Origin of the sequence: Halalkaliarchaeum sp. AArc-CO (assembly GCF_024972735.1) — an archaeon.
In the GTDB taxonomy this organism is placed as follows: Archaea; Halobacteriota; Halobacteria; order Halobacteriales; family Haloferacaceae; genus Halalkaliarchaeum.
Map to the genome: position 1 here is coordinate 2,148,777 of NZ_CP087723.1, position 23,710 is coordinate 2,172,486.

The window sequence follows — 23,710 nt, forward strand, 5'->3', positions numbered from 1 at the left end:
CTCACCTGTCGCGTTCGAGACGTTCCACTCGAGTGTAGCCGTTCGGATCGCACGCGAGGAAATTGTCTCCCACCGCGTTTAGACGCCGATCCAAACGAGTTAGGATCACACCGGGGAGCCGGATTACAACACGCGTTTCCCGAACGCGCTGGCGGCGAGTTCGGTCGCCAGTTCGGCGGTTTCGTTGTGCTGGTCGAGCGTCGGATTCACCTCGACGAGTTCCATCGATCGGAGCGTCCCGGTGTCGGCGACGATCTCCATCGCGGAGTGAGCCTCCCGGTAGGTAACCCCGCCCCGGACGGGCGTGCCGACCCCGGGGGCGACGTTCGGATCCAGCCAGTCGAGATCGAGGCTGACGTGGAGCCCGTCGACCCCGTCGGTCGCGATCGACAGCGCCTCCTCGACGACTTCGGTGATACCGTGCTCGTCGATGTCCGACATCGTGTAGGCGGCGAACCCGCGCTCGCGGAGCAGTTCCTGCTCTGCGGGATCGACGCTGCGGAGCCCGACGAGGGCGATGTTCTCGGGGGAGAGCCGCGGCGCGTTCGCCCACTCCGTGTCGGCGAACTCGTCGATCCCCAGCGCCGCCGCGAGCGGCATCCCGTGGACGTTGCCCGACGGCGAGGTCGACGGGGTGTTCAGGTCGGCGTGGGCGTCAAACCAGACGGCGCCGACGTTCGCCTCGCGTGCGGTCCCCGAAAGCGATCCGATGGCGACGCTGTGGTCGCCACCGAGCACGAGCGGCGTCTCCCCGTTGGAGAGTGCGAGTGCAACCTCGTTTCCCAGCTGTCTGGAGACCGCAGCCGTCTCCCGGAGGAACTTCGCGCGACCGCCCGGGGGTTCGTCTGCGTCCGGATCCCGCTCTTCTGCACGGGGAACGAAGAGGTCGCCACCGTCCCGAGGGTCACTGCCTGCCGACTCGAGCTCCTCGGCCAGTCCGGCATAGCGGATGGCGGACGGTCCCATGTCGACGCCGCGTCGGTTTGCGCCGAAGTCCGTCGGCGCCCCGATGATCCGGACGGTTCTCATACTTCGAGTGGAACTCTCCGGCCGCTTGAACTTCCCGATCGGGCGCAGGATCGACGTGCCGGAGACGGTGTGGGCGTCAAGTTCATACCGTCCCGTTCCCAACGGACGGACAGGAAATGCGGCGTGACTACTTCGAACTGGACGTCCGAAACGTCGACTGGATCCGGAAGGGCGGCGAGCCGCAAAAGCCGTTCGTTCGGATCGACTTCCACGGGCCCGAAGAGCTGCTCGAAGGTCAACTCGCCGACGTCGACGAGGACGACGGGGAGCTTCTCGAGGCCGAGAACGTCGACGTCTCCTTCCGGCTGCTCGAACCCCACGAGGACGACCCCGACGCCGAGGGCGTGGTGAGCGTGACGAACAGGCTCACCGGCGACTTCGTCTTCGAACTCAACGCCACGGCCGGGGATGTACTCCAGTTCATCCGCGCCGCACGCGAGTACGGGCGTTCCGACGGCTCGGACGGCCAGTACCGCATCGAGATCGATTACGAGGGGAACCCACTCGTCGAGTACGAGAAGGGCACGTTCCTCGTGTACGACGCCGACGGGAACCTGCTTCGACGCGAGAGCCTCATTCCCTCCGGGATCGAACTGTGAGGAACGTCACGGACAGGCGGCGAAACCCGTTCGGAATGACTCCCCCGTGCGATCGCTACGTTCCGGGGTACGGCGACGCGAACGCCGACTTTCACGTCGTCGGTGACCATCCCGGCGTCCACGGCGGCATCGAGACGGGTGTTCCGTTCACTGGGGCCCCGTGGTCGGCATCGTTCCTCGCGGCGCTCGTCGACGCCGGCCTCCTGGTCGACGATGATCCCGAACGGCCCCGGGTGGCGTCGACGTTTTTCTCGTATCTCCACAGCTGTGTCCCCGACGTCGAACCGCCGACCCCGAAGTCCTACGCCGACATGGAACGGTTCTTCGACGCGGAACTGCGGGCGATTGCCGCCCACGTACTGCTTCCGGTCGGCGAACGCGCAACCGAACACGTGCTCGAAACCTACACCGCGAGGGATCCGGAGCGCGCACGGGAGATGGATCGGCTTCACGCGAGTGAGCTCCACGGCTCCGGCTTCCTCGTCGTGCCGATCAAGGACCCCACAGACTGGAGCGACGACGACGCCGACAGACTCGTCGAAGCGCTCGTGGTACTGCAGGCAACCGACTACAGGCGAGAGTCCGATCTCGGCCGGTTCCTTCCCGGTGGAGACCCGTATTACGTCAGGTGACATCCGTTCATCGACATCGATTTTGAACACTTATTAGTAGTCGTTCGTTCGGGTTTTATCCAAATAAAGTAATATTCGAACAGATTATTAGCAACCGCCGGTGAATGTTGGCACGAAAGAAGAGATAAACTTAATATCGTCCTACGACACGAATGGCGCGAAACAGTCGCGCCGACACGGACTAGTGCTCCAGTGGCTTGGTCAGTCAATCGACCGTTTCAGGTCGCCCTCCCGGCCGTCCGGTCGGGAGGATCCGTGTCACGACGAACGCAGTCGAGTCCTACTGCTATCCGGCCCGGAGATATCTCCCAACGTCGACGAGGAAGGCGACGACCGCCCCGACCGGAATCACGACGAGCAAAAGCGCCGTCACCGCGACCGGGACGCCCTCGGCCAACACCCCGGGCACGGGGACGCCCGCCACCGCGAACGGGAGATCGCTCGCGAGCAGGAGCCACACCGCGGGCAAGAGTGCTGCGACCCCGTACAGGCGAGCGGCACCACGACCGAACCGAAGAACCGTAGTACCGACTGTCACCGGAAGGAGAACGACCCCGACCGCGAACGCGATCCCGGTGACAGCGTCCGGTGACGCCAGAACGTACACGATCGGATCAATGAAGCCGGCGCTCGCGAACACCGTCTCCTGGGGTGTAGCTGACACCTCGTCGGCCAGCGTGGCGAGAGTGCCCGCGTTGGCGGAGAGATACGCGGAAAGCCCCGCGAGATAGACAACGAGCCCGACGAGTGACGCGTACAACCCGCGGCGGAGGCCTACCCGATGAGCGTCGACGCCGGTACTCTCGCGCACGTCGGTCGTCGTCGACGGATCCTCATCGGCGGCACCCTGCTCCGATGCAGTCGTCGTTCCGTTCGTTCGCGGGTCGGTCGTACCGACGCCCGTCGAACTCCCTTCCGCCTTCGATGACGCCGAACCGGACGTTCCCGTCGCGGTTCCGGTAGTAGAACTGTTTTCGGCAGCGCTCGACCCAGAGGTGGTTCTCCCAGCAGTGGTGTCTGTCGCCGTCGAACCCGTCGCCGTCGAACCCGTCGCCGTCGAACCCGTCGCCGTCGAACCCGTCGCCGTCGACCGACCGGTACCCGAACCCGTCGACGTGGCGCCACTGGAGGTTGCACCGCTGGAGGTTGCACCGCTGGAGGTTGCACCGCTGGAGGTTGCACCGCTGGAGGTTGCACCGCTGGAGGTTGTACCGCTGCCGGTCGAAGAGCGCGATTCCTCCCTCGAACCGCTTCGGCCCGTGCTGCTCCCTGCCGAGTTTGTCCCGCTCGAGGCGGAACCGTCCCATCGGCCGGCGCCGCCGGACGATCCGGCAGATCGTGCGGTCGTCTCGGTCGCAGCGGGCGTCGGATCCGTTCCCGAAGAGTCCGAACTGTCCGACCCGTCGTCGACCGTCGACACGACCGTGGTTGGAAGCCCGCCGAGCTGTTCTCGGACGTACGATCGATGACCGAGCCGGTCGTAGCGTGCCCGCTCTTTCGGATTCGAGAGCGTCTCGTAGGCGCGTTTTACGACCTTGAACTGTGCGTCCGCGTTCTCCCTGTCGTTGACGTCGGGGTGGTATCGGCGGACTGCCCGTCGGTACGCGCGTTTCAACTCCTCGTCGTCGGCGTCCTCGTCCACCTCCAGCAGATCGTAGAAGTCCGCCGACATTGTCTGCAATCGAATAGCGAGCCGCCCCGTTTCAACGTGACTCTCTAAATATCAGTACTGAAATCCACGAGGGATCCGCCCGGGCTTTCCGTACGTTCATATTCGTTCCCGTCCGATCCGAAAACGTGCAGCGAATACAGCTCGGAAACACGGTGTTCGAGGGCGAAAACGACGTCTACCTGTTCGACGGCGATACCACGGCGTTGATCGACACGGGCGTCTCGCTGCCGTCCGTGCGGGAGGAACTGCAGTCGGGGTTGGCGGAGCTGGGCATCTCGTTTGGCGACGTCGACGAGATCTTCCTCACTCACTGGCACCCGGACCACTCCGGGCTCGCGGGCGAGATCCAGGCGGCGTCCGGCGCGACCGTCCGGATCCACGAGGCCGACGCGCCGCTGATCGACGGCAGTCAGCGATCGCTGCTCGAGGATCCCGCGGCACAGCGAGCCCAGTTCGACGACTGGGGGATCCCAGAAGAGCCGAGAGCGGAGCTCCAGGCGTTTCTCGGAAACGTGATGGAGGACCTCCGCGGCGAGCCGGTCGACACCACACCGATCTCCGACGGGGAGACGTTCGTGGTGAACGGAACGGAGCTTTCGGTGGTCCACCTTCCGGGGCATACGGCCGGAAGCGTGGCCTACGAGTTCGAGGCCGAGGAGGATCGACTGTCGGAACGTGCCGATCGCCTCCCGGAACGCGAGGCGTTCGTCGGCGACGTGATCCTGCCGGAGTACACCCCGAACGTCGGCGGTGCCGACACGCGCGTCGAGGATCCGCTCGGAACGTACGTCGAGAGCCTGGTTTCGATCGTCGAGCGGGGCTGGAACCGGGCGTGGCCGGGGCACCGATACCCGATCGACGATCCCCCCGCCCGTGCGGCGACGATCCTCGAACACCACCGCCGCCGGACGCAGCGAGTCGTCGACAGCCTCCGAGAGGAGGGCCCGGCCGACGTCTGGACGGTGTCGGCGCGGCTGTTCGGCGACCTCGAGAACATCCACATCCTCCATGGGCCCGGGGAGGCCTCCGCTCACCTCGATCACCTCCAGCGGGGCGGCGTCGTCGACCGGGACGACGACGGAGTGTACGCGCTGTGTGAGGAGTCACCCGACGTCGACGCACTGTTTCCGGCGCCCGCGCGACGATCGAACCTTTGAGGAGTACGACATCTGGAGCGACGACCGAGGCTACGCCCTGCCCTCGAGGAGCGACTCGACGTATCGGTCGACGTGGCGATCCATGCGCCGCTTGAATCCGGCCCGCCTCGCGAGTCGATCCAGCTCCCGGGAGACGTAGGTCCCGTACTGGAGCGCCTTCTTCTCTGCAGTCCAGACCGATCGCGGGACGACGTCGGTTTCGTCGGCGAATCGGCGGAGTGCAACCTTCCGGATCCCGTCATCGACGAGCAGCTCCGCGGGCAATCGGAGCGCCGCCTCGACAACCCGGTCCTGGAGGAACGGGGCGGCGACGTCGGCGCCGGCCGCCCGGATCGCCGTTACGTCCCGGGCCAGCTGCTCGGGCAGCGTCGCGATCACCTCCCGGACCGCCCCCCGAACCGACTCCGCCTCGACCCGGTGATCGTCGGCCGGGTCGACGACCTTCGCGTAGCCGCCGAACAGCTCGTCGGCCCCCTGGCCGACCGCGAGCGTCCCGTAGCCGTCGGCCGCCGCGCGTTCGGCGACGATCGAAAGCGGGATCGCTATGGCGACGTCCATCGCGTTCGTCCGCCCAGTCGCGGAGACGACGCGGGGGACCGCACGCCGGAGCGTTTCGTGTGTGAGTTCGATCACTCGCAGGTCCCCCGACCGGCCCATGGCGTCAGCCGCCTCCCGCGCAGCGGCGACGTCGTGACATCCCTCGAACCCGACGACATACAGCGGGGCGTCCGGGTGGCCCGCCGCCACGAGCGCCGAGTCGACCCCGCCCGAGAAGGCGACGGCGACGTCGTCCGAAGACGACTCTTTCCGGTTCGATCCCTCACCGTCGGGCCGCTCGATCCCGAGTGCGGGAGCCAGCGCCCCTCGAAGCCGGTCGAGTGCGGCACCGGACGCCTCCGGCGACGGCCTCGGGAGGCGCCATCGCCGTGTCCGGTTCGCCCATCCCCCGTCGCGTTCCGGCGACCACGTGACACCGGCGGGGAACAACACCGGGTCGTCCAGCGGTCCCGGCTCGAACGCCCAGTCGACGGCAGGCGGGCCAGTGTCCGATCCGTCTGTCCCCGACGTCTCCGAGGTCGTCTGCCCCTCCAGGAACAGCGGTTCGCGGCCGAGAACGTCCCGGAACAGGGTTCCATCGAGCCGCCCCGCAAAGCCCGCAAGCGACGCCGGATACCCGGAACGGGATCCGGGAAGCGGCTCGCGATCCGCGATGGCTCGCCGAACGATCGACGGATCCGCACCACAGACGTCGGGTCGTGTCACGGCAGAACAGCACCCATCCGGATCACCCGCGTGCGGTCTCGAGCAGTTCGTCCACCCGACGGTAAATCCGACGCTTCGCCCCGCCTGCTGCCTGCCGGAAGCTGATGTGCCAGGGTGTGCGCTTCCCGACGACGCTCGTTCGTCCCGCCGCGATCGCCTCGAGGATCGCCCCGGAGGTTCGGGCGTCGGCATCGACGTCGGTGACCGCCTGACCGACCATCTCGGAGATGTGCGCGTCGCTGCCGGCAGTCATCGAAAGCCCGCGAGCCCGGGCGAAGCGTTCGGCCTTCCGGTTGGCCCGGCCGGTGAGCAGCCGGGAGTTGTACACCTCGATCGCGTCGGCGCTCGCGAGCTGGTCGTCGGTGACGTGGGGGGCGACCCCGTGACGCGACTTCTGAAACGGGTGGGGAATCACGGCGATCCCGCCCTGTTTTCGGATCCGGTCGAGCGTCTCGTCGTACGGGAGCCCCGCGGGAACGAGCTCCTCGACACCCAGCGCGAGGACGTGGCCCACCGCGCAGGTAACCTCCATGGCCGGAATACCGACGAGCCCGTACTCCGGCGCCAGCTCGGCGGCCTCGAGGCTCGCGTCGATTTCGTCGTGGTCGGTGACGGCGAGCGCGTCGAGTCCGACGGCCGCCGCCTGCCCGAGGAGGAGTTCCACCGGATCCCGCCCGTCGTGAGACAGCGACGAGTGCGCGTGTAACTCGACCGATAACACGGCCGCAGCTACGAGTGTGGACTTAAAAAGGATCACGGTAGCATCTGCCGATCCGTCGTCCCTGCGTCGAGGGACACCACGTTCGTGCATATAGAAAAGCATTAATCCGCTCTATCTGACCATATAAGTGGATGAGTCTCTCCGATTCGGATCACGAGCGCATCACCGCCGAACTCGACCGGGAGCCGACACCTGTCGAGGCGGCGCTTTTCGAGAACCTCTGGAGCGAACACTGCGCGTATCGCTCCTCCCGACCGCTCCTGGGCGCGTTCGAAAGCGAGGGACCGCAAGTAGTCGTCGGCCCGGGAGACGACGCCGCAGTCGTCGCGGTGCCGAAGCCGGAGGCGTCCCGTCTTCCCCCGGGCGAGCGGGACGAGCACGACTACACGGACACGTACCTCACGTTCGGCATCGAGAGCCACAACCACCCCTCCTACGTCGATCCGTTCGACGGCGCCGCGACCGGGGTCGGCGGGATCGTCCGCGACACGATGAGTATGGGGGCGTATCCGATCGCGCTGGCGGACAGCCTCTACTTCGGCTCGTTCGATCGAGACCACTCCCGATATCTCTTCGAAGGCGTCGTCGAGGGGATCAGCCACTACGGAAACTGTATCGGCGTCCCGACGGTCGCCGGCAGCGTCGACTTTCACGACGGCTACGAGGGGAACCCGCTCGTCAACGTCGCCTGCGTCGGCCTGACCGACGCCGACCGGGTTGTCACCGCAGAGGCGCAACAGCCGGGAAACGCGCTCGTTCTGGTGGGGAACGCAACCGGCCGCGACGGGCTCGGCGGGGCGTCGTTCGCCTCCGAAGACCTCGGAGAGGACGCACAGACGGAGGATCGCCCCGCGGTGCAGGTCGGGGATCCGTACGCCGAAAAGCGGCTCATCGAATGCAACGAGGAACTCATCGAGGAGGAGCTCGTCATCTCGGCCCGCGACTTGGGCGCGGCGGGGCTGGGCGGCGCCTCCTCGGAGATGGTTGCAAAGGGGGAACTCGGCGCCCACATCCAGCTCGAACGGGTCCACCAGCGGGAGCCGAACATGCGACCCCTCGAGATCCTGCTCGCCGAGTCCCAAGAGCGGATGTGCTACGAGGTCCGCCCCGAAGACGTCGGGCGGGTGCGCGAGCTCGCCGAGCGGTTCGATCTGGGCTGTTCGGTCATCGGGGAGGTGACCGACGGGAACTACGTGTGCACGTTCGCCGACGAAGCGGGCAGCGAGGACGAGGACGCAACGCGGGACACCGTCGTCGACGTGCCGGCAGAGTTCCTCGCCGACGGCGCTCCGATGAACGACCTCCCGATGACCGAGCCCGAAACACCCTCCCAGGAGCTTCCGGACGTCTCGCTGGAGGCGGCAGTCGAAGCAGTCGTTTCGAGCCCGACGACCGCAAGCAAGCGGTGGGTGTACCGACAGTACGACCACGAGGTCGGCGTCCGAACGGCAGTGGGGCCCGGCGCGGACGCGGCGGTGCTCGCACTCAGGGAACTCGCCCCCGAACCCGAGGCGAACGTCGGCGACGGCGTGGGGCTCGCGATCTCGGCGGGCGCCAACCCCAACTGGACGAGCGTGGCGCCGTACGACGGTGCCCGGGCGATCGCCATCGAGAACGCCGCAAACCTCGCGGCTGTCGGCGCCCGGCCCCTCGCGGCGGTTGACTGCCTGAACGGCGGCAATCCCGAAAAACCGGACGTGTACGGCGCGTTCGCCGCGGTCGTCGACGGACTCGCCGACGCCTGTGCCGGGCTCGACGTGCCGGTCGTCGGCGGCAACGTCTCACTGTACAACGACTCGACAGCAGGTCCGGTGCCCCCGACGCCGACGCTCGCGGTGATCGGAACGAAACGCGGCTACGACGCTCCCGGAATCGAACTATCGGGTCGGACGGACACGGAGCTGCTCGTCGTCGGCGAGGGGTCCGACTGCCTCGGCGGCTCCGAGTATCTCGTCCGGTGTGGCGGGAGCGATCGGTTCCCGACGCTACCGGCGGATCCGGCCGCCGCCGTGGATTCGCTGGCGTGGGTCGCGTCCCTGGAGTCGACGGTGGCGGCCCACGACGTGAGCCACGGCGGACTCGTCGTCACGCTCGCGGAGATGGTGACCGAAGAGGCGGGCGTCGACGTCTCGCTTCCGGATCGGATCGCGGCGTTCGAGGAGACGCCCGGACGGCTCGTCGTCGAGACGACCGACCCGAACGCAGTCCGGGACGCTGTCGGGGACGCCGTTCCGGTGGAGTCGCTGGGGGCGTGTACCGACGACGGTCGCTTCTCGCTGTCCGTGGACGGGGAAACGATCGAACTCTCCGCCGGCGAGATCGCCGAAAAGCGGGCAGTCATCGAACGGGAACTGGAGTAGGAAAATTTGAATACGGAAGACAGCCGACGAAGAAGAAAGTGATATCTCTGCATAATAGTACGTTATAAGACACATATGTGTGAGGAAGGAACCACCGAAGAGCAGTTGCGCCGGTTGTCCAGAGAAGTTCCCGCTCACAGATTTTAACCGGTTTGTACAGCAGATGGAGAAATAGATCGAAACGGACCTGCCGCTGCCGAAAACGTATATAAGATACGATAAGCCGTCATACGGACGTTTGAATTCTTGAAAAGTGATCGCACCCACATAGTATAATATTCCCCACACTTAACAAATCGTGTATTTATTAGTATACTACGTTTCCCCACCATACGGCCGAAGGAATCGAAGGGCTACCGACCGCGTCGGTCTATCGTCCGTTGAAGGGAACGACCGCGTCGGTCTATCGCCCGTTGAAGGGAACGACCACGACGGGGCAGCTGGCGTGTGAAAGCACTTCGCCGGGGCGGCTCCCGAACACGGCTTTGCCGGCCGGGCTCCGCTGACGGCTGAAGAGGTAGATCCGATCGGCGCTGTCCTTCGCTGCGAGTGAGGCGATTTCCTTTCCGGGTTTGTTCCCCGCTTTTATCCCCCGTACGCGGGTCACAACCGGACTGTCCTCGATGGCGGACTCGATCGCTTTCACGCCGGACTTGCGAGTTGCGAGTTCGTCGAGAGAGTACGGCGCCTCCGACTCCGGGATGTTCAGGTTCGCACGGGTCGATTCGAGGTCGTCACCCTCGAACACGTAGAGGATGACAACTTCGGTCTCCTCGGACGGTTCGATGTCGAGCGCGATGTCTGCGACGTCACGGGCCCAGTTCGGATGGCCCGGAACGGAAATGTAGACCGTGTTCATCGGGTGTACGTTCGGCCGACAGCGGTAAGGTCGTGTCCCCGAACATAGCGAACCGTTTTTATCGGGAGTCGGGAAAACCAAAAAGAGACAGAGACTCAACGCGGGCCGTCCGCAGCCAGATTGAGATACGGAAGCAGGAACGATACCATCTGTCGTTCGGCCTTTCTGAGGTGATTCGATGCGGTGGTCTTGGTGATCCCGGCTTCCTCGGCGATCTCTTCGAGCGTTACCCCCCGCGGGATCTCGTAGTATCCGCCCTCGACGGCGGTGTTGAGCACCTCGAGACGGCGGGGCGGGACCGAGCCGAGTAGCTCCTGCCACCCGGCAGCGCTCGGTGTGACCTCCCGAGAGAACTCTTCGGAGACCCTCTCGAGGGTCACGTCCCCGAATTCCTCGAGCAGTTCGACCGCGTTAGACAGTTCCTCACGGTCAGAAACGAGCAGGGTGAACCGTTCTCTCCCCCCCTCGAGAACAGTCGGTCCCACTGGAAGGAATCCCTCGTAAAGCAGACTCTGAAGCGGCGTGAACTCCCCCAGTTCGCTGCGGATGAACAGGGTTGCAACCGACCGTTCCCCGGTGCCGGGAGTGTACCGTTCGATCACGTCCACAGCCGACGTTCGCCGGTGGTTCCGGATCACTGAAACCGCCTCGGACAGCTGTGAGGATTCCAAAGAGAACAACCCGATGTACTCTCGGTTCCGAAACGTCGACGCGAGGAACTCCCCGAACGCGTCGTAGTCGGCAAGCTCTTCGGTCCAGTTTCCGGTGTACCGCACGGAGAGTTCGGCTGTGAGCATAGTCGGAGTTGATCAGCCGGCCGGCGATGTGTGGAATACAGTCATTCGCCCTCGAGGATCTCGGTTCGCTTCTCGTCGACGTACGCAAGCAGCTCCGATTGGACGTCGGAATCGATCGTCGGGCGTTCGTACTCCGCAAGCAGCTCGCCGACCCGTTCGTGGGCGCGTTCGTAGGAGCTTTTCTTTCCGTTCTCCGCCCAGGTGTCGTACGACTTCCGGTCGTACACCTCGGGAATGAGAAACTCCGAGCGGGAGTGTGTGAGCGTGTGACGCTTGTTGAGGAAGTGACCGCCCGGCTCCACCTCCTCGATGAGATCCAGCGCGAACGAGTCGTCGGTGATCTCGTACCCCTCCTCGTACCGCGTTAGATACCGAATCCGGTCACAGTCGAGCACGAACTTCTCCGGCGAGACCGTCGAGTAGGAGTCGAGGATGCCCGCACCGTGGTAGACGAAGTCGATTCCGCTGAAAAACGTCGTCGACAGCTGGAACATCGCTTCGGTGCCGGCCTGGTCATCCAGCGTCTTCGAGTCGGTGAGGCCGCCGCCGGCCCGAGAAGGGACGCCGTAGTGATCCGCCATCTGCCCGGCAAAGGAGACGAACAGTGCACCCTCCGGGCTGCCGATGCTGAACGCGCCGTACCGGACGTCCACGTTCGAACTCGGGAGCCCGTAGACGACGGGCGTTCCCGGGGAGATCTGCTGTGCGATCGTCACCCCCGAGAGGATCTCCGCGTTCGCAAGCGCCATCGCACCCGGCAGGGTCGCCGGACCGGACGCTGCCGCCATCACCGCCGGAGCGAGGATCACCGGCTGTTCGTGGCTGGCGTACTCGTAGAGCCCTTCACACATCTTCGTGTCCCACATCCGCGGGGAGACGCTGTTCACGACGGTAATGAGATACGGCCGTTCGACGTCGGGATCCTCGTTGGCGATGCCTGCCATCTCGATCGACGCCCTGGCTCGGTCGGCACCCCACGAGGATCCTTTGAACGGTTTGTCAGAATACAGTATATGTCTTTTTATTGTCTCGAGATGCTTTACAGACTGGTCGACGTCGTTTGGCTCACAGAGCATCCCGCCGCTGAGGTCGGTCACCTCCGCCATGTGAGCCAGCTTCAACAGCTCCTCGTAGTCGTCGATCGTCGACGGTCGCCTGTCTTCGTCGTATTTGACGACGTTGGGCGCGCTCCCGGCAGGCAGGATCACACGGTCGTCTCCCCCGACTTCCACCTCGCGATCGTCCCCCCTCCCGTGGAGCGTGAACGACGACGGCGCCCGGTCGACCGACTCTTCTACGAGTTCCCGTGGGAACCGAACTATCTCCCCGTCGACGTCACAGCCGGCGTCCGCTAACAGCTCCCGGATCTCTCCGTGCGAGACCTCGATTCCGGTCTCCTCGAGAATAGTAATTGATTTGTTGTGTATCTCTTTTACCCCATCATCTGACAGTCGATGATGGCGTGGAACGTCCTCCGTCGTCAACTGGTGCGTCATTGTCTAGCACTACGAGCCACACCGTATAACTGTTTCTCCGGAGAAACCGTTTTTGCCGGGGGCTCGAATGTGAAATCATGACGACTCCACCGCGCGTTGCAGCCTGCGGGTTCGAGCCTGTCGTCGGCGACGTCGACGCAAACCGAAACCGCGTTGCAAGTGCCATAGAGGTGCTCCCCGGGGACGTGACGCTTTCCGTCTTTCCCGAACTCTGTGTTTCGGGGTATGATCTCGACACCGCACGGGAGATCGCAGCGCCGGTACCGGGGCCCCTCACGAAGCCGCTCGTCGAGATCGCCGCATCACACGACACGTCGATGGTAGTCGGCGTTCCCGAACGTAGCAGAAACTCCGAGGAGACGGTGTACAATTCACTCGCGTACGTTACTCCGGACGGCGTCGAGGGGGTGTATCGGAAACGGTTCCTGTGGGGCGAGGAAGCGACCGTCTTCTCGGTCGGCGAGGAACCGCTCGTGACGGAGACCCCCGCCGGAACGCTGGGGTATCTGACGTGTTATGATCTCAACTTTCCGGAGGCCGAGCTCCCGTACGCACACGCAGGCTGTGACCTGCTCGCGGTGAGTGCAGCCTGGCGGACGGAGTACCTCGACGACTGGCAGCTGCTCGCCCGGGCGAGAGCGTTCGACGGGAACTGTTATGTGGTCGCCTCGAACCACACCGGGACCCAGCGCGGCCGAGATCACGCGGGGCACTCGCTGATCGCTGGCCCCGACGGGAGCATCGTCGAGGAGACCGGACCGGAGGAAGGCGCTGCAGTCGCCCAGATAATGGGGACGGAGCTCGAACGCGCCCGAGAACGGAACCCGGTCGCAGAAACCCGCCGAGAGAAGGAGTAACAGTCGACGACGGCGGTGACCGAATCGGGAGCAGTCAGGTCGCGACGGACGCGTCCCTGACGCCGCCTTCACCGCCGAGATGTCCTTCGATGCGAGCCAGCACGAGATCGGCGCTGATCGCCAGCAGCGCCCCCGGAATAGCGCCGGCCATCACCCGTGCCATGTCGTAGGTCTGGATGCCGTTTACCACCATCAGTCCGAGTCCTCCACCGCCGATGAAAACGGCGAGGTAGGCGGTACCGATGGTGAGCACGATGCTGGTACGTATCCCCGCAAAGATGACTGGTAATGCCAATGGCAACTGAACCGACCTGAGGATCTCCCAGTCGGTCATCCCCATGCCGCGAGCCGCCTCGATCGTGTTCTCGTCGACGTTTTCGACACCTTTGATCGTGTTGATGATGATCGGAAGGATGGCGTACGCCCACAGCCCGACGATCGACGGCCAGAAGCCGAGCCCGAGAAACGGCAACACCAGCGCCAGGATAGCGAGCGTCGGGACAGTCTGTGCGGTGTTGCCGAACCCGAGGAGGATCGACCGGAATCGGTCGTTGCGCACTGCAAAAATCGACATCGGGAGAGCGAACGCGAGTGCTGCCCCCTCCGCCAACGCGACCAGCGCGAGATGCTGGCGGAGCAGAAACAGCACCTCGTCGACGTTCTCTACGAGGTAATAGAGGCTTTCGACGAACGTGCTCATACCCGATCACGGGCGTCGCCCTGAATACTGTACACGTTCTCCCAGGAAACCGTACCCACGACAGTATCCTCTTCGTGGACTGGAAGCTGATCCCGCCCGCTTTCGACGAGTTTCGACAGCGCGGCGAGTGCAGTGTCATCCGGGGCGACAGCCATCCTCCCTTCCCCATCCACACTAGTGTCGACCTCCGCAGACTGGATGTCCCCGTCGGAAGACATGATCTCGCGAACCCGCGTGACGCTCAACTTCTTGAGTGGACGGTCCGAACCGATGAAGTTCTCGACGAACTCGTTTTTCGGGTTGTCGAGGATCTCCTGTGGTGTGTCGTACTGGACGACTTCCCCGACGTCGAAGATCGCGATCCGGTCGCCCATCTTCAGCGCCTCGTCGATGCTGTGGGTGACAAACAGGATGGTGGTCTCCAGCTCCTCCTGGATCGAGAGGAACTCGTCCTGGAGGTTCTCCCGCGTGATCGGGTCGAGTGCACCGAACGGCTCGTCCATGAGCAACACGTCCGGGTCGGACGCGAGCGCGCGAGCGACGCCGACCCGCTGGCGCTGTCCTCCCGAGAGTTCCGTCGGATACTGGTGGCGGTACTCCCCTGGCGGCATGTCCATAAGATCCAGAAGTTCGGCCACCCGATCTTCGATCTCGGACTCGTCCCATCCAGTGAGTCGTGGGACGGTGGCGATGTTGTCTTCGACCGACATGTGATCGAACAGCCCGATCTCCTGGATGACGTAGCCGGTGTTTCGCCGGAGATCGATCGGGTCGAACTCCGAAAGCGGAGTCTCGTCCCGGTACACTGTCCCCTCCGTCGGGTCCTCCAGCCGGTTGACGAGCTTCATCGTCGTCGTCTTCCCACAGCCGGACGGCCCGACGAGGACTGTCGTCGTCCCCTCTTCGACCGTAAACGTGATGTCTTCGATGGCGACTGTCCCGTCGGGATACTCCTTGGTGACGTTTTCGAACGTAATCATGATAGGGCTCGCTGAATGAATCGGGTAGCCACCGATGGTTCGATCTCTTCGCCGTTGTTGAGACGGAAGATCTGCTCGCTAACCCCGAACGCGTAGTCGAACGCCAACGCGAGAAGCGACAGGACGACCGTGGTGACGACGATCATCTCGGTGTGGGCGTAGGAAATCCCGTCAAAGATGAGGTCCCCGAGCCCGCCGGCCCCGACGAACGCCCCGATCGCCGCGATCCCGATGAGGATGACGACGGCGTTCCGGACGCCGGCCATGATGACCGGCAGCGCGATCGGCAGCTGCACTTTCCTGAGCAGCTGTGGCGTCGTCATACCCATCGCTTTCCCGGCTTCGAGCGCCGCCGGATCGACGTCGTTGAGCCCGACGTACGTGTTCCGGATGACCGGCAGCTGCGAGTAGAGGACGAGCGCGACGATGACCGGTCGCGATCCGATCCCGAAGTACGGGATCAACAGCCCGAACAGGGCGATGCTCGGGATCGTCATCATGATGCCGGCGAGCCAGATGACCACGGTGGCGAGTCGGCGGTCGTACGTGATGAGGAATCCGAGTGTGACCCCAATCGGGACTGCCATCGCGATGGCGAAGACGATTATTTCGATGTGTTCGATCGTCGCCACTGTCAGGCGATCGGAGTTCTCGACGAGGAACTCCAGGTAGGCGACGAAGACGCCGTGCAGTACCGACGTAAACATCGGTTAGATGTACCCTTCTTCCTCGAGGAACTCCCGAGCGACGTTCTGTGCGTTGCGCTCTTCGATCGCGACCTCCGCGTTCAGTTCCCTGATCCGTTCGTTCGTGAGCTCCGGCGAGAGGTCATTGAGGAGATCCGCGATCTCCGGGTTTGCCTCGAGTGTCTCCCCGTGGACCATCGGAACAGCGTTGTACGTCGGGAAGAACAGCTCGTCGTCCTCGAACACGTGGAGATCGAACATCAGGATGCGGGGATCGGTGTTGAACCCCATCCCGACGTTCCCCTCGTTTTGGTCCAGGGCCTGATACACGATGTCCTCGTCAACCGTCTGGACGTGGTCATTGACGGTTTCGATCGCGTCTTCCTCGAAGTCGTAATACTCGAGCAGCCCCGCCCACCCGTCGTCGCGTTCCTGAAACTCCGGACCCAACACGGGATCGAGGTCTGCGGCGTTGCCGTCGTTGGCGTACGCGGCGAGTTCACTCAGGGTGTCGATCCCGGTTTCCTCGTACCACCCCGGACGCGCCGTGATCACGTACGTGTTGTTGAGTGGCGACCGTTCGAGAACGGCGATGCCGTGCTCCGCCTCGAACTCCTCTTGAACCTCCTGGTGGAGTTCCTCCGGATCGGCGATAACCTCCTCCTGCTGTGGTGGGAGCGTGAGCCAGGCCGTCCCCGTGTACTCCCAGTACAGGTCCACCTCGTTCTCTCGAAGCGCCTCGAAGTTCGGAACAGTCCCTCCGAGCCCAGTTTCGTCTTCGACCTCGACGTCCAGGTTCTCTCCGAGAAGCTCGTACGCGAGATATCCGAGGACGCGCTGTTCTGTGAACCGCTTCGAACTGATCGCCACGGAGTCATCGTCCCCGAGACAGCCGGCGATCCCCCCGAACGCGGCGACGCTGGCGACCGCACCCGACTGTTTGATGAAGCTCCGTCTCGACGTGTGTGATGCCATTGCAATACGGGGTTACATAACCATCATATTTAAAAATTGTTCAATATGAGAGATAGGTTTAATAAGGGCAGGTTCGGCGACCGGGGTGTTCCACGCGAACGACCCGAAACCGACCGGGCATCAGCGACTGTCACGGTCCGGGCGTTCGATCGACGATCGCGAGATTGTCCGTCAACCCCAATAGTACCAGGTCGAACATCTCAACGGTTTATACGCGGTGCGCCCTCCCTCGTCGTCGACCGTATTTCCCCTCAAACCGAACGAACGAACGACGGCATCGGGAGATCGAGCATCGTCGCTAGTCCCGGATCGGCGCCGACGACCCGCGGTGCGCAGTTGGCAACGACTGCCGACGTGGCGACGTCTCCGTGGTATCCCCCGTCGACCTCGATCGTTACGTCCGGATCGCTCTCGAAGTCGACGGTGTCGCGGGCCTCGAGTCCGACCGCCATCTTCAGATCGAGCGTGATCCGCGGGTCGCCGTCGACGTAGCCGTGGGTGACCTGGTGGACGCCGGCGACTTCCCCCTCCTCGACGGTCAGGTAGTCGGTTTCGAGCCGTTCGTCCGCGACCACGGGATCGATCGTTTCGGAGATCTCTTCGAGCTCCCACCCGAGGGCGGCGCCGAGCATCGCCGCCGACTCCGCGGAGCCGACGTGTCCGGCCTCGGTCGCGATCTCGGCCTCGAACTCCGCGACGGTCGTCCCCGCGCCGACCTTGCGCTGGAGCGGCTCCCGACGGCTTCCGGCGTCCTGTACCCGTTCGACACGGACCGACTCTACCGACTCCATCGGCGTCGACAGCACTGCCGGCATCGCGTCCATCGCGAAGCCGGGATTCACACCGGTTCCGAGGCAGGTGCTTCCGTGTTCGCGTGCGGTTGCATCGAGGGTCTTTGCCTCCTTGGCATGGTCCCGCCAGGGATACGCGAGCTCCTCACAGGTCGTGACGACGTCGTACCCGGCTTCGAGAACGGGTTCGATCTGGGATGTGGCCGGCGGCGCCGCCGACACAGTCGAGTGGAAGACGACGTCCGGATCGTTCCCGAGCGCCTCCTCGATGTCGTCCGTGACTTCGGCGCCGATCTCGTCGCCGGGTTCGCAGACGTCACCCAGGTCGCGACCGACCTTCTCGGGATCGATGTCGACCGCCCCAACGAACTGTACACCACGTCTCTGCGCCGCGCGCACGATGCGTTCCCCGATCGGACCGACACCGAACTGTACGGCGGTGAGTTGGTTCTCTACCATCTCGAGTACCCCGTGGCCGAGGGATTCCCCGGCCGTGACTTAATCGTTCTGGTCGTCCCAGTACTTCTGCCGGGAAGCGACCGTCGTACGGCGAGGCTAGTTGACGGGGGTACAGCACAGAAAGCACCGACCCGGGGCCCGAAGTTGTTTCCTTATAAGAAACTATATCTGACCATCACCAGCACTCGGCGAGAAACGTTTCTCGGGGGAGAGTCCGGGGGAAACCGACGGTTCTCGACCCGCTGTTTCTCTAGCGGCTGTTTACTATCGTGAAATCACGGATCCACCCGCCGATCGGGGGCGAGAATTACAACACTATGAGTGTAATTTATTCCGGAGATCGAGGGATTACGGACGAAACCGACCCACGGAAGTTGTTCTTTATGAAGAAACAGTGATCGTCGCATCCATCGACGGCCGCAGTATCGGCAGGGACGGCAGTTAGCGCGAGCTGTTCCGAGAGAGGTTCTGACGAAGGCGAGGCGAGGGATCGAGAGGCATCACGGATCGCTCGGAAATCACCGACGAAAGGAGGGCTCGGTAGCCGGCGCCGGTACATTTTAATACGGCTACGTTGATGGCCCACACATGGCAGCAATCCTGTGCCATAGCGATGCGAGCGCGTACTGTACCCGAGGAAGTCCGACGATCGGAGCCGACGGAACGCCGTCTACGGGAGGGGCGTAACCTGCCGATGACGGACGAAGATTTCCCCGAAAGCGCCGAAACGGTCATTATCGGCGCCGGTATCGTCGGCAACAGTCTCGTGTATCACCTGGCCGAGCGGGGGAAAACCGACATGCTGCAGATCGACAAGGGACCGCTGCCGGACCCCGGCGGGTCGACGGGACACGCGTCGAACTTCATCATGCCGATCGAGCACAACTCGGAGATGACCGAACTCACCCACGACTCGATCGAGCAGTTCGACGAGGTCGGAGTCTTCGAGAACAGCGGCGGCATCGAGGTTGCCCGGACCGAACGCCGGATGGAGGACCTCCGTCGTCGAGCGCAGTCCGCCCAGGCGTTCGGAACCAACGCGGAGATGCTGGAGGCACAGGAGGTCAAACAGCGGGTCCCCTACATCAACGAGGACGTCATCGAGGGGGGAATGTACACGCCCGACGCGGGAACGTGTGACCCGCTTCGGTTCGGAGAAGTGTATCGCGAGCGCGCGAAGGACATGGACGCCCTCACGGTCTCGGCGAACACTGAAGTGCTCGACATCCACGTCGACGACGGCGAAGTCACCGCCGTCGAAACCGATCGCGGAACCGTCGAAGTCACCGGAGAGGTCGTCGTCGCCGCCGGCGTCTGGAGCCCCAAGCTCGCCGAGATGGCGGGCACACGGATCCCGCTGTACCCGGTCGCTCACCAGATGATAAGCGTCGGTCCGATCGACAAACTCGCCGAGGACGACGGGGAGATCAACTATCCGGTCGTCCGAGACATGGACACACGGATGTACGAGCGACCCCACGGGAACGACATGGAGGTCGGTTCGTACGAACACCGGCCGCTGCTTTACGACGTCGACGAGATCCCGTCGATCGACGAGGCCCCGCTCTCCCCGACCCAGTTGCCGTTCACCGAGGACGCGTTCGAAGACTCGTTCGAACACGCCCTCGAAATCATGCCGGACGTCCTCGACGATCCCGACGCCGGAGTCCGTCACGCGATCGACGGTCTGATCTCGCTTACACCCGACGAAGGACCGGTCGTCGGCCCGGTCAACGACGTGGACGGCCTCTGGTCGTGTGCCGCGATCTGGATCCGGCTGGCCCCGGGGATCACCAAGGAGATGGCCCGGTGGATGACCGAGGGATGGGGTGCGATGGAGACGGACCTCCACTCGATCAACGTCGCCCGGTTCGACGGCTACGGCCGGGGCAAGGAGTTCGTCAAGGAGCGCGCCTACGAGGGATTCACGCGCCATTACGGGATCAACCACCCCAAAGAACAGTGGGACCGCGGTCGGGACGTCCGTCGGGCCCCGTTCCACGACCGCCAGGAGGAACTCGACGCACAGTTCCACGAAACCGCCGGCTGGGAGCGTCCCGCCTGGTATGAATCGAACGAAGACCTCCTCGACCGGTATCGCGACGACATCGAGGGGCTGCGGCGGCCCAACGACTGGGATTCCGAGTGGTGGTCGCCAATCATTCTGGCCGAACATCTGCATCTCCGCAATGCGGCCGGGATCGTCGGAAACATCGGCTTCGGCATCATCGACGTCGAAGGCGAGGACGCCAGGTCGTTCCTCGAACGGATGGCGGTTGCGCCGATGGACTTCGAGCCCGGGAAGACGACGTACACGCCCCTGCTCGATTCGGACGCCGCTGCCAGATCCGACGTCACAATTGCGCGTCTCGGCCGGGACCACTTCCGGCTCATCACGGGCGGAACACGGGTCGGTCCCGACTACCAGTGGCTCAGTCGTCACCTGCGTGACGACGAAGCGGTGTCGCTGTCCGACAGATCCTCGTCGATGGCGACGATGGGCGTCTGGGGTCCGAACGCGCGAGGGATCCTCCAGGACGCAGCAGAGGAGGACATGTCGGACGAGGCGTTCCCGGCGTACGGTGCACAGAAGGTGACGATCGGCCCCGTGGAGGGGTGGGCGATCCGCGTCTCCTACGTGGGCGAACTCGGCTGGGAGATCTACGTTCCGATGGAACAGGGCGCCCGCACCTGGGACGAACTGATGGAGGCCGGCCAGAAGCACGACCTCCGCCCGGTCGGAACGGAAGTGTACGCAAACACCGGTCGGATCGAGAAGAACTACCGCGCATACGGCCACGAACTGCGCCGCGAGTACGACGTAATCGAGGCGGACCTCGCGTTCCACGGCGTGAAGGACGCGGACTTCATCGGCAAAGAGGCGTACGCAGAAGCTCTCGAGAGCGACCAGGCGGCGACACTCTGTACCCTTTCGGTCGACGATCACGCCCCGAACGGCGGGGAGAAGCGGTTCATGCTCGGCGGCGAACCGATCCTCGACGAGAACGGTGACGTCCTCGTCGACGAGCAGGGACGCCGTTCGTACGTGACGAGCGCGGAAACCGGGCCGTCGGTCGGAAAACACCTCCTGCTGTCGTATCTTCCGGCGGAGTACGCAACCGAAGGCGAGCAGCTGCAGGTGCTGTACTTCGGCGAGCAGTACCCGGTCACCGTCGAGGCGGTCGGGAGCGAACCGCTGTTCGATCCGGAGAACGAACGGCTCCACGGGTAGTTCGTTCCGTTCCGTCGAGCGTTTATTATAGAGAAACGAATTTATGGGTGGGCGTGGCATCCCCACACATGACAGAGGCACCCCGGAACGGCTCGATGGTGAAGTCGGGAGAGAAAACCTTCGAGATCGTCGAGATCCTCAAGCGAACCGACGGTGCGGGTGTCACCGAGATCGCAGAGCAGATGGACGTCTCGAAGAGCACCGTCTACAAGCACCTGCAGACGCTTGTCACTCACGACTACGCCACAAAGGTCGACGGTGAATATCGCGTCGGATTGCGGTTTCTCGATCACGGGATCTACGCCAGACAGCAGCAGGCGATCTACCGGGTATCTCGCGACAGGATCGACGAACTCGCCGAGGAAACCGGGGAGCTGGCGTGGTGTCAGACCCACGAAAACGGACGTTGTGTCTACCTGTACGGGGCCGCCGGGATGCACTCGGTGCATCCACCCGAACGGGTCGGCAACCGGACGCCGATGCACCAGATCGCCGGCGGAAAGGCGATGCTCGCTCACTTGCCGGAGGAACGGATCGCAGAGATCATCGCACAACACGGGCTCGAACCCGCGACGGCACACACGATCACCGACCGGGAAGCGCTATTCGACGAGCTTCGAGAGATCCGCGAGCGGGGCGTCGGATACAACCGAGAAGAGTCGACCGAAGGATTGTACGCCGTTGCCTCGGCTGTTCTCGGACCCGACGGCGAGGTTCTCGGTGCGATCGGTCTATCGGGACCGAAACATCGGCTCGAAGGCGAGCTGATCGAAACAGAGTTGCCGGAACTCTTGCTCGGGACGGCGAACGAACTCGAACTCAACCTGGAGCACCAGGAGTTCTCCACCGACGGTGGTGGATCACCCGTCGTCGAGGGTTGACACGAGCGCCGATACCGGTTTCTCGTCGGTCGATAAGACTCTGCGCAGCTGTTCGGCGGTTCCGGATCCGACGTGGGCGTCGATGAACAGCTGCTGTTTCTTCCGGTGTTCCTCCGCAGTCATGGGTCGTTCCCGTGATCCACGTGGATGCGTCAGCCCGGATCGATAGGTTTCAGAGGAGGTGTGGATCTCGACTCGGGAGACGGACTGCTCCGGATAGCGTCGCTGGGCCTCCTCGTCGAGGTGCAGCGAAATCCGGTCGACCATCGCGTGAACGCGGTCGTCCTCCCGCCAGGTTTCGTTCAGTTGCTCGGGAGTGATCCAGTCGCCCCGAAGCAGCGTGATCGCGAGGACGTAGGGGTACGAATACTGTGCCGCGTCGGGGGTACTGGGACGGGGCGTCTTCAGCTCGATCGCCTTTCGATGGCTGTAGGCACGAACCTGTGTTATCTCGTCGGGGGCGATGCCGTGCTCTTCGAGGAGTGCAAGCGCCGCATCGATCCCGGAGTGAATCCAGCGGCAGGCGGGATACGGCTTGTAGTAGCTTTCAGTCACCGTGTACTCCCTGCCCAGTGGGGGGAGATCGAGTCCCTCGAGACCGTTCCATTCGATCTCGTCGAACACGGTGCCCGAGGCCTCGAAGCCCCGTCCGGCCAGTTTTGCGGCCGCGACGCCGAGGTGGCTCCCCCACCCGATCCCGTCTTTCGTCATCGAACTCGACGGACGCGCGACGGATCGCATCACCGGCGACAGCGGGGCGTTGAACTCCGCGATCCCCATCGCGTCCATCGTCGTCTCGACGTCGTAGCCGTACAACCGAGAGACTGCTGCGGCCGCGGCGACTGCGCCCCACGACCCACTGCTGTTGTGCATTCCGGTCCGCTCGTGGAGCGCCACGGACGCCCGGATCGAGATCTCGTAGCCCGCGAGCATGGCGTCGAGGAACTCCCCCACGGTAGCCTCGACCCCCTCGGCGGCAGCGAGGGTTGCCGGAACCAGCACCGCTGCGGGGTGCCCCTCCGCGATCCGGTTCCCGTCGTCGACGTCGAGCGCGTTCGCGGCCATCGCGTTCGCGTACGTCGCACCGGACGGATCGAGCCGTCGGGTCGATCCGTCGAGGAGAGTCGACTCGCCGGTTGCGAACGTTTCTGCGGCGTAATCCGCCGCCGCGTCGATCCCCTCGACCCGGTAGCCGGACACGATGGCGGCAAACGTATCGAGGACGCGCCGTTCCAGATCGTTCCGGACCGCGTCCGGGGCCGACGAGAATGACTCACCACAAGCGTACTCTGCAAGCTGGCGAGTCCCGAAGCTAGCTACAGATTGCTCTGTCATCGTGTGCGTACAAGGAACAACCCCCGGATGAAAAACTTTCGGCTCGAACGTCGGCAAACGGAAGCTGATCGAGAACGTCTGGGGAAATATATTACATAACTTTCCAGTAATATGTCTAATCATACCCGTATCACATATTGTATATAATTATGATAATTATGGCTGATAGCGCACATCCACATGCACGGACGCGGTAGACGAACTCGATCACTGTACACAGTCTCGGTCT

The 23,710-nt window shown here is 63.9% G+C and carries 21 protein-coding genes; 7 read left to right on the plus strand and 14 right to left on the minus strand.

Annotated features, from left to right (window positions below; all coding sequences use genetic code 11):
• Positions 1-123 precede the first annotated feature (123 nt).
• Entirely contained in the window at positions 124-1,029 is a 906-nt protein-coding gene (gene rocF / locus AArcCO_RS11420; protein WP_259533612.1) for an arginase, read from the minus strand.
• Between the two features lie 116 nt (positions 1,030-1,145).
• On the opposite strand from rocF, the gene AArcCO_RS11425 reads away from it, so the two are divergent.
• Positions 1,146-1,628 (plus strand): DUF5793 family protein, encoded by a 483-nt coding sequence (locus tag AArcCO_RS11425; protein WP_259533613.1) that lies wholly within the window; start codon positions 1,146-1,148, stop codon positions 1,626-1,628.
• Positions 1,625-2,260 carry a uracil-DNA glycosylase family protein gene (locus AArcCO_RS11430; protein WP_259533614.1) on the plus strand — a complete coding sequence of 212 codons (636 nt, stop codon included), beginning with the start codon at positions 1,625-1,627 and terminating at the stop codon, positions 2,258-2,260. Before AArcCO_RS11425 ends, AArcCO_RS11430 begins: the two co-directional genes overlap by 4 nt.
• 286 nt (positions 2,261-2,546) lie before the next feature.
• Here AArcCO_RS11430 and AArcCO_RS11435 read toward each other — a convergent pair whose 3' ends face one another.
• Entirely contained in the window at positions 2,547-3,071 is a 525-nt protein-coding gene (locus AArcCO_RS11435; RefSeq protein ID WP_259533615.1) for a hypothetical protein, read from the minus strand.
• A 22-nt stretch (positions 3,072-3,093) separates the two neighbouring features.
• Positions 3,094-3,567 carry a pentapeptide repeat-containing protein gene (locus AArcCO_RS11440; protein WP_259533616.1) on the minus strand — a complete coding sequence of 158 codons (474 nt, stop codon included), beginning with the start codon at positions 3,565-3,567 and terminating at the stop codon, positions 3,094-3,096.
• Positions 3,568-4,057: 490 nt separating this feature from the next.
• On the opposite strand from AArcCO_RS11440, the gene AArcCO_RS11445 reads away from it, so the two are divergent.
• Positions 4,058-5,089: an MBL fold metallo-hydrolase gene (locus tag AArcCO_RS11445; RefSeq protein ID WP_259533617.1), complete on the plus strand. Its 1,032-nt coding sequence runs from the start codon at positions 4,058-4,060 to the stop codon at positions 5,087-5,089.
• A gap of 30 nt (positions 5,090-5,119) precedes the next feature.
• On the opposite strand, the gene AArcCO_RS11450 is transcribed toward AArcCO_RS11445, so the two are convergent.
• Both AArcCO_RS11450 and AArcCO_RS11455 read right to left on the minus strand, forming a co-directional pair.
• Positions 5,120-6,352, minus strand: a complete 1,233-nt coding sequence (locus AArcCO_RS11450; protein WP_259533619.1) for an asparagine synthase C-terminal domain-containing protein — start codon at positions 6,350-6,352, stop codon at positions 5,120-5,122.
• A gap of 22 nt (positions 6,353-6,374) precedes the next feature.
• Entirely contained in the window at positions 6,375-7,073 is a 699-nt protein-coding gene (locus AArcCO_RS11455) for a PHP domain-containing protein (protein WP_259533621.1), read from the minus strand.
• A gap of 131 nt (positions 7,074-7,204) precedes the next feature.
• Between AArcCO_RS11455 and purL the strand changes: the two genes are divergently transcribed.
• Positions 7,205-9,433: a phosphoribosylformylglycinamidine synthase subunit PurL gene (gene purL, locus AArcCO_RS11460; protein WP_259533622.1), complete on the plus strand. Its 2,229-nt coding sequence runs from the start codon at positions 7,205-7,207 to the stop codon at positions 9,431-9,433.
• 403 nt (positions 9,434-9,836) lie between these two features.
• Here the strand turns inward: purL and AArcCO_RS11465 are convergent, their stop codons facing one another.
• From AArcCO_RS11465 to AArcCO_RS11475, 3 genes are all read right to left on the minus strand, one after another.
• Positions 9,837-10,292: a universal stress protein gene (locus tag AArcCO_RS11465; RefSeq protein ID WP_259533623.1), complete on the minus strand. Its 456-nt coding sequence runs from the start codon at positions 10,290-10,292 to the stop codon at positions 9,837-9,839.
• A 95-nt stretch (positions 10,293-10,387) separates the two neighbouring features.
• The gene (locus AArcCO_RS11470; protein WP_259533624.1) at positions 10,388-11,089 is read right to left on the minus strand and encodes a helix-turn-helix domain-containing protein; all 702 of its coding nucleotides are present in this window, start codon (positions 11,087-11,089) and stop codon (positions 10,388-10,390) included.
• Between the two features lie 41 nt (positions 11,090-11,130).
• On the minus strand, positions 11,131-12,585 hold the full coding sequence (locus AArcCO_RS11475) for a trimethylamine methyltransferase family protein (protein ID WP_259533626.1): 1,455 nt from the start codon (positions 12,583-12,585) through the stop codon (positions 11,131-11,133).
• Positions 12,586-12,662: 77 nt separating this feature from the next.
• On the opposite strand from AArcCO_RS11475, the gene AArcCO_RS11480 reads away from it, so the two are divergent.
• Entirely contained in the window at positions 12,663-13,442 is a 780-nt protein-coding gene (locus tag AArcCO_RS11480; protein WP_259533628.1) for a carbon-nitrogen hydrolase family protein, read from the plus strand.
• Between the two features lie 34 nt (positions 13,443-13,476).
• On the opposite strand, the gene AArcCO_RS11485 is transcribed toward AArcCO_RS11480, so the two are convergent.
• The 5 genes from AArcCO_RS11485 to AArcCO_RS11505 all read right to left on the minus strand — a co-directional run bounded on the left by AArcCO_RS11485 (position 13,477) and on the right by AArcCO_RS11505 (position 18,033).
• Positions 13,477-14,142, minus strand: coding sequence for an ABC transporter permease (locus AArcCO_RS11485; RefSeq protein ID WP_259533629.1), 666 nt, complete (start codon positions 14,140-14,142; stop codon positions 13,477-13,479).
• Positions 14,139-15,122 carry an ABC transporter ATP-binding protein gene (locus AArcCO_RS11490; RefSeq protein ID WP_259533630.1) on the minus strand — a complete coding sequence of 328 codons (984 nt, stop codon included), beginning with the start codon at positions 15,120-15,122 and terminating at the stop codon, positions 14,139-14,141. Before AArcCO_RS11490 ends, AArcCO_RS11485 begins: the two co-directional genes overlap by 4 nt.
• The gene (locus tag AArcCO_RS11495; protein ID WP_259533631.1) at positions 15,119-15,829 is read right to left on the minus strand and encodes an ABC transporter permease; all 711 of its coding nucleotides are present in this window, start codon (positions 15,827-15,829) and stop codon (positions 15,119-15,121) included. Before AArcCO_RS11495 ends, AArcCO_RS11490 begins: the two co-directional genes overlap by 4 nt.
• Before the next feature lie 3 nt (positions 15,830-15,832).
• Complete coding sequence (locus tag AArcCO_RS11500) at positions 15,833-16,783, minus strand: glycine betaine ABC transporter substrate-binding protein (protein WP_259533632.1); 951 nt, start codon at positions 16,781-16,783, stop codon at positions 15,833-15,835.
• 251 nt (positions 16,784-17,034) lie between these two features.
• Complete coding sequence (locus AArcCO_RS11505; RefSeq protein WP_259533633.1) at positions 17,035-18,033, minus strand: NAD(P)H-dependent amine dehydrogenase family protein; 999 nt, start codon at positions 18,031-18,033, stop codon at positions 17,035-17,037.
• Between the two features lie 694 nt (positions 18,034-18,727).
• Here AArcCO_RS11505 and AArcCO_RS11510 point away from each other — a divergent pair.
• The gene (locus tag AArcCO_RS11510) at positions 18,728-21,265 is read left to right on the plus strand and encodes a GcvT family protein (protein WP_259533634.1); all 2,538 of its coding nucleotides are present in this window, start codon (positions 18,728-18,730) and stop codon (positions 21,263-21,265) included.
• A 68-nt stretch (positions 21,266-21,333) separates the two neighbouring features.
• On the plus strand, positions 21,334-22,146 hold the full coding sequence (locus tag AArcCO_RS11515) for an IclR family transcriptional regulator (protein ID WP_259533635.1): 813 nt from the start codon (positions 21,334-21,336) through the stop codon (positions 22,144-22,146).
• On the opposite strand, the gene AArcCO_RS11520 is transcribed toward AArcCO_RS11515, so the two are convergent.
• Positions 22,126-23,481, minus strand: a complete 1,356-nt coding sequence (locus AArcCO_RS11520; protein WP_259533636.1) for an MmgE/PrpD family protein — start codon at positions 23,479-23,481, stop codon at positions 22,126-22,128. The genes AArcCO_RS11515 and AArcCO_RS11520 overlap by 21 nt on opposite strands.
• Between the last annotated feature and the right edge of the window lie 229 nt (positions 23,482-23,710).

Coding starts and splice junctions, on each gene's coding strand:
- AArcCO_RS11470 (WP_259533624.1), bottom strand. CDS start 11,089: ATGCTCACAGCCGAACTCTCCGTGCGGTACACCGGAAACTGGACCGAA.
- AArcCO_RS11485 (WP_259533629.1), bottom strand. CDS start 14,142: ATGAGCACGTTCGTCGAAAGCCTCTATTACCTCGTAGAGAACGTCGAC.
- AArcCO_RS11495 (WP_259533631.1), bottom strand. CDS start 15,829: ATGTTTACGTCGGTACTGCACGGCGTCTTCGTCGCCTACCTGGAGTTC.
- AArcCO_RS11515 (WP_259533635.1), top strand. CDS start 21,334: ATGACAGAGGCACCCCGGAACGGCTCGATGGTGAAGTCGGGAGAGAAA.
- AArcCO_RS11425 (WP_259533613.1), top strand. CDS start 1,146: ATGCGGCGTGACTACTTCGAACTGGACGTCCGAAACGTCGACTGGATC.
- rocF (WP_259533612.1), bottom strand. CDS start 1,029: ATGAGAACCGTCCGGATCATCGGGGCGCCGACGGACTTCGGCGCAAAC.
- AArcCO_RS11480 (WP_259533628.1), top strand. CDS start 12,663: ATGACGACTCCACCGCGCGTTGCAGCCTGCGGGTTCGAGCCTGTCGTC.
- AArcCO_RS11520 (WP_259533636.1), bottom strand. CDS start 23,481: ATGACAGAGCAATCTGTAGCTAGCTTCGGGACTCGCCAGCTTGCAGAG.
- AArcCO_RS11440 (WP_259533616.1), bottom strand. CDS start 3,567: ATGGGACGGTTCCGCCTCGAGCGGGACAAACTCGGCAGGGAGCAGCAC.
- AArcCO_RS11505 (WP_259533633.1), bottom strand. CDS start 18,033: ATGGTAGAGAACCAACTCACCGCCGTACAGTTCGGTGTCGGTCCGATC.
- AArcCO_RS11490 (WP_259533630.1), bottom strand. CDS start 15,122: ATGATTACGTTCGAAAACGTCACCAAGGAGTATCCCGACGGGACAGTC.
- AArcCO_RS11475 (WP_259533626.1), bottom strand. CDS start 12,585: ATGACGCACCAGTTGACGACGGAGGACGTTCCACGCCATCATCGACTG.
- purL (WP_259533622.1), top strand. CDS start 7,205: ATGAGTCTCTCCGATTCGGATCACGAGCGCATCACCGCCGAACTCGAC.
- AArcCO_RS11500 (WP_259533632.1), bottom strand. CDS start 16,783: ATGGCATCACACACGTCGAGACGGAGCTTCATCAAACAGTCGGGTGCG.
- AArcCO_RS11465 (WP_259533623.1), bottom strand. CDS start 10,292: ATGAACACGGTCTACATTTCCGTTCCGGGCCATCCGAACTGGGCCCGT.
- AArcCO_RS11510 (WP_259533634.1), top strand. CDS start 18,728: ATGACGGACGAAGATTTCCCCGAAAGCGCCGAAACGGTCATTATCGGC.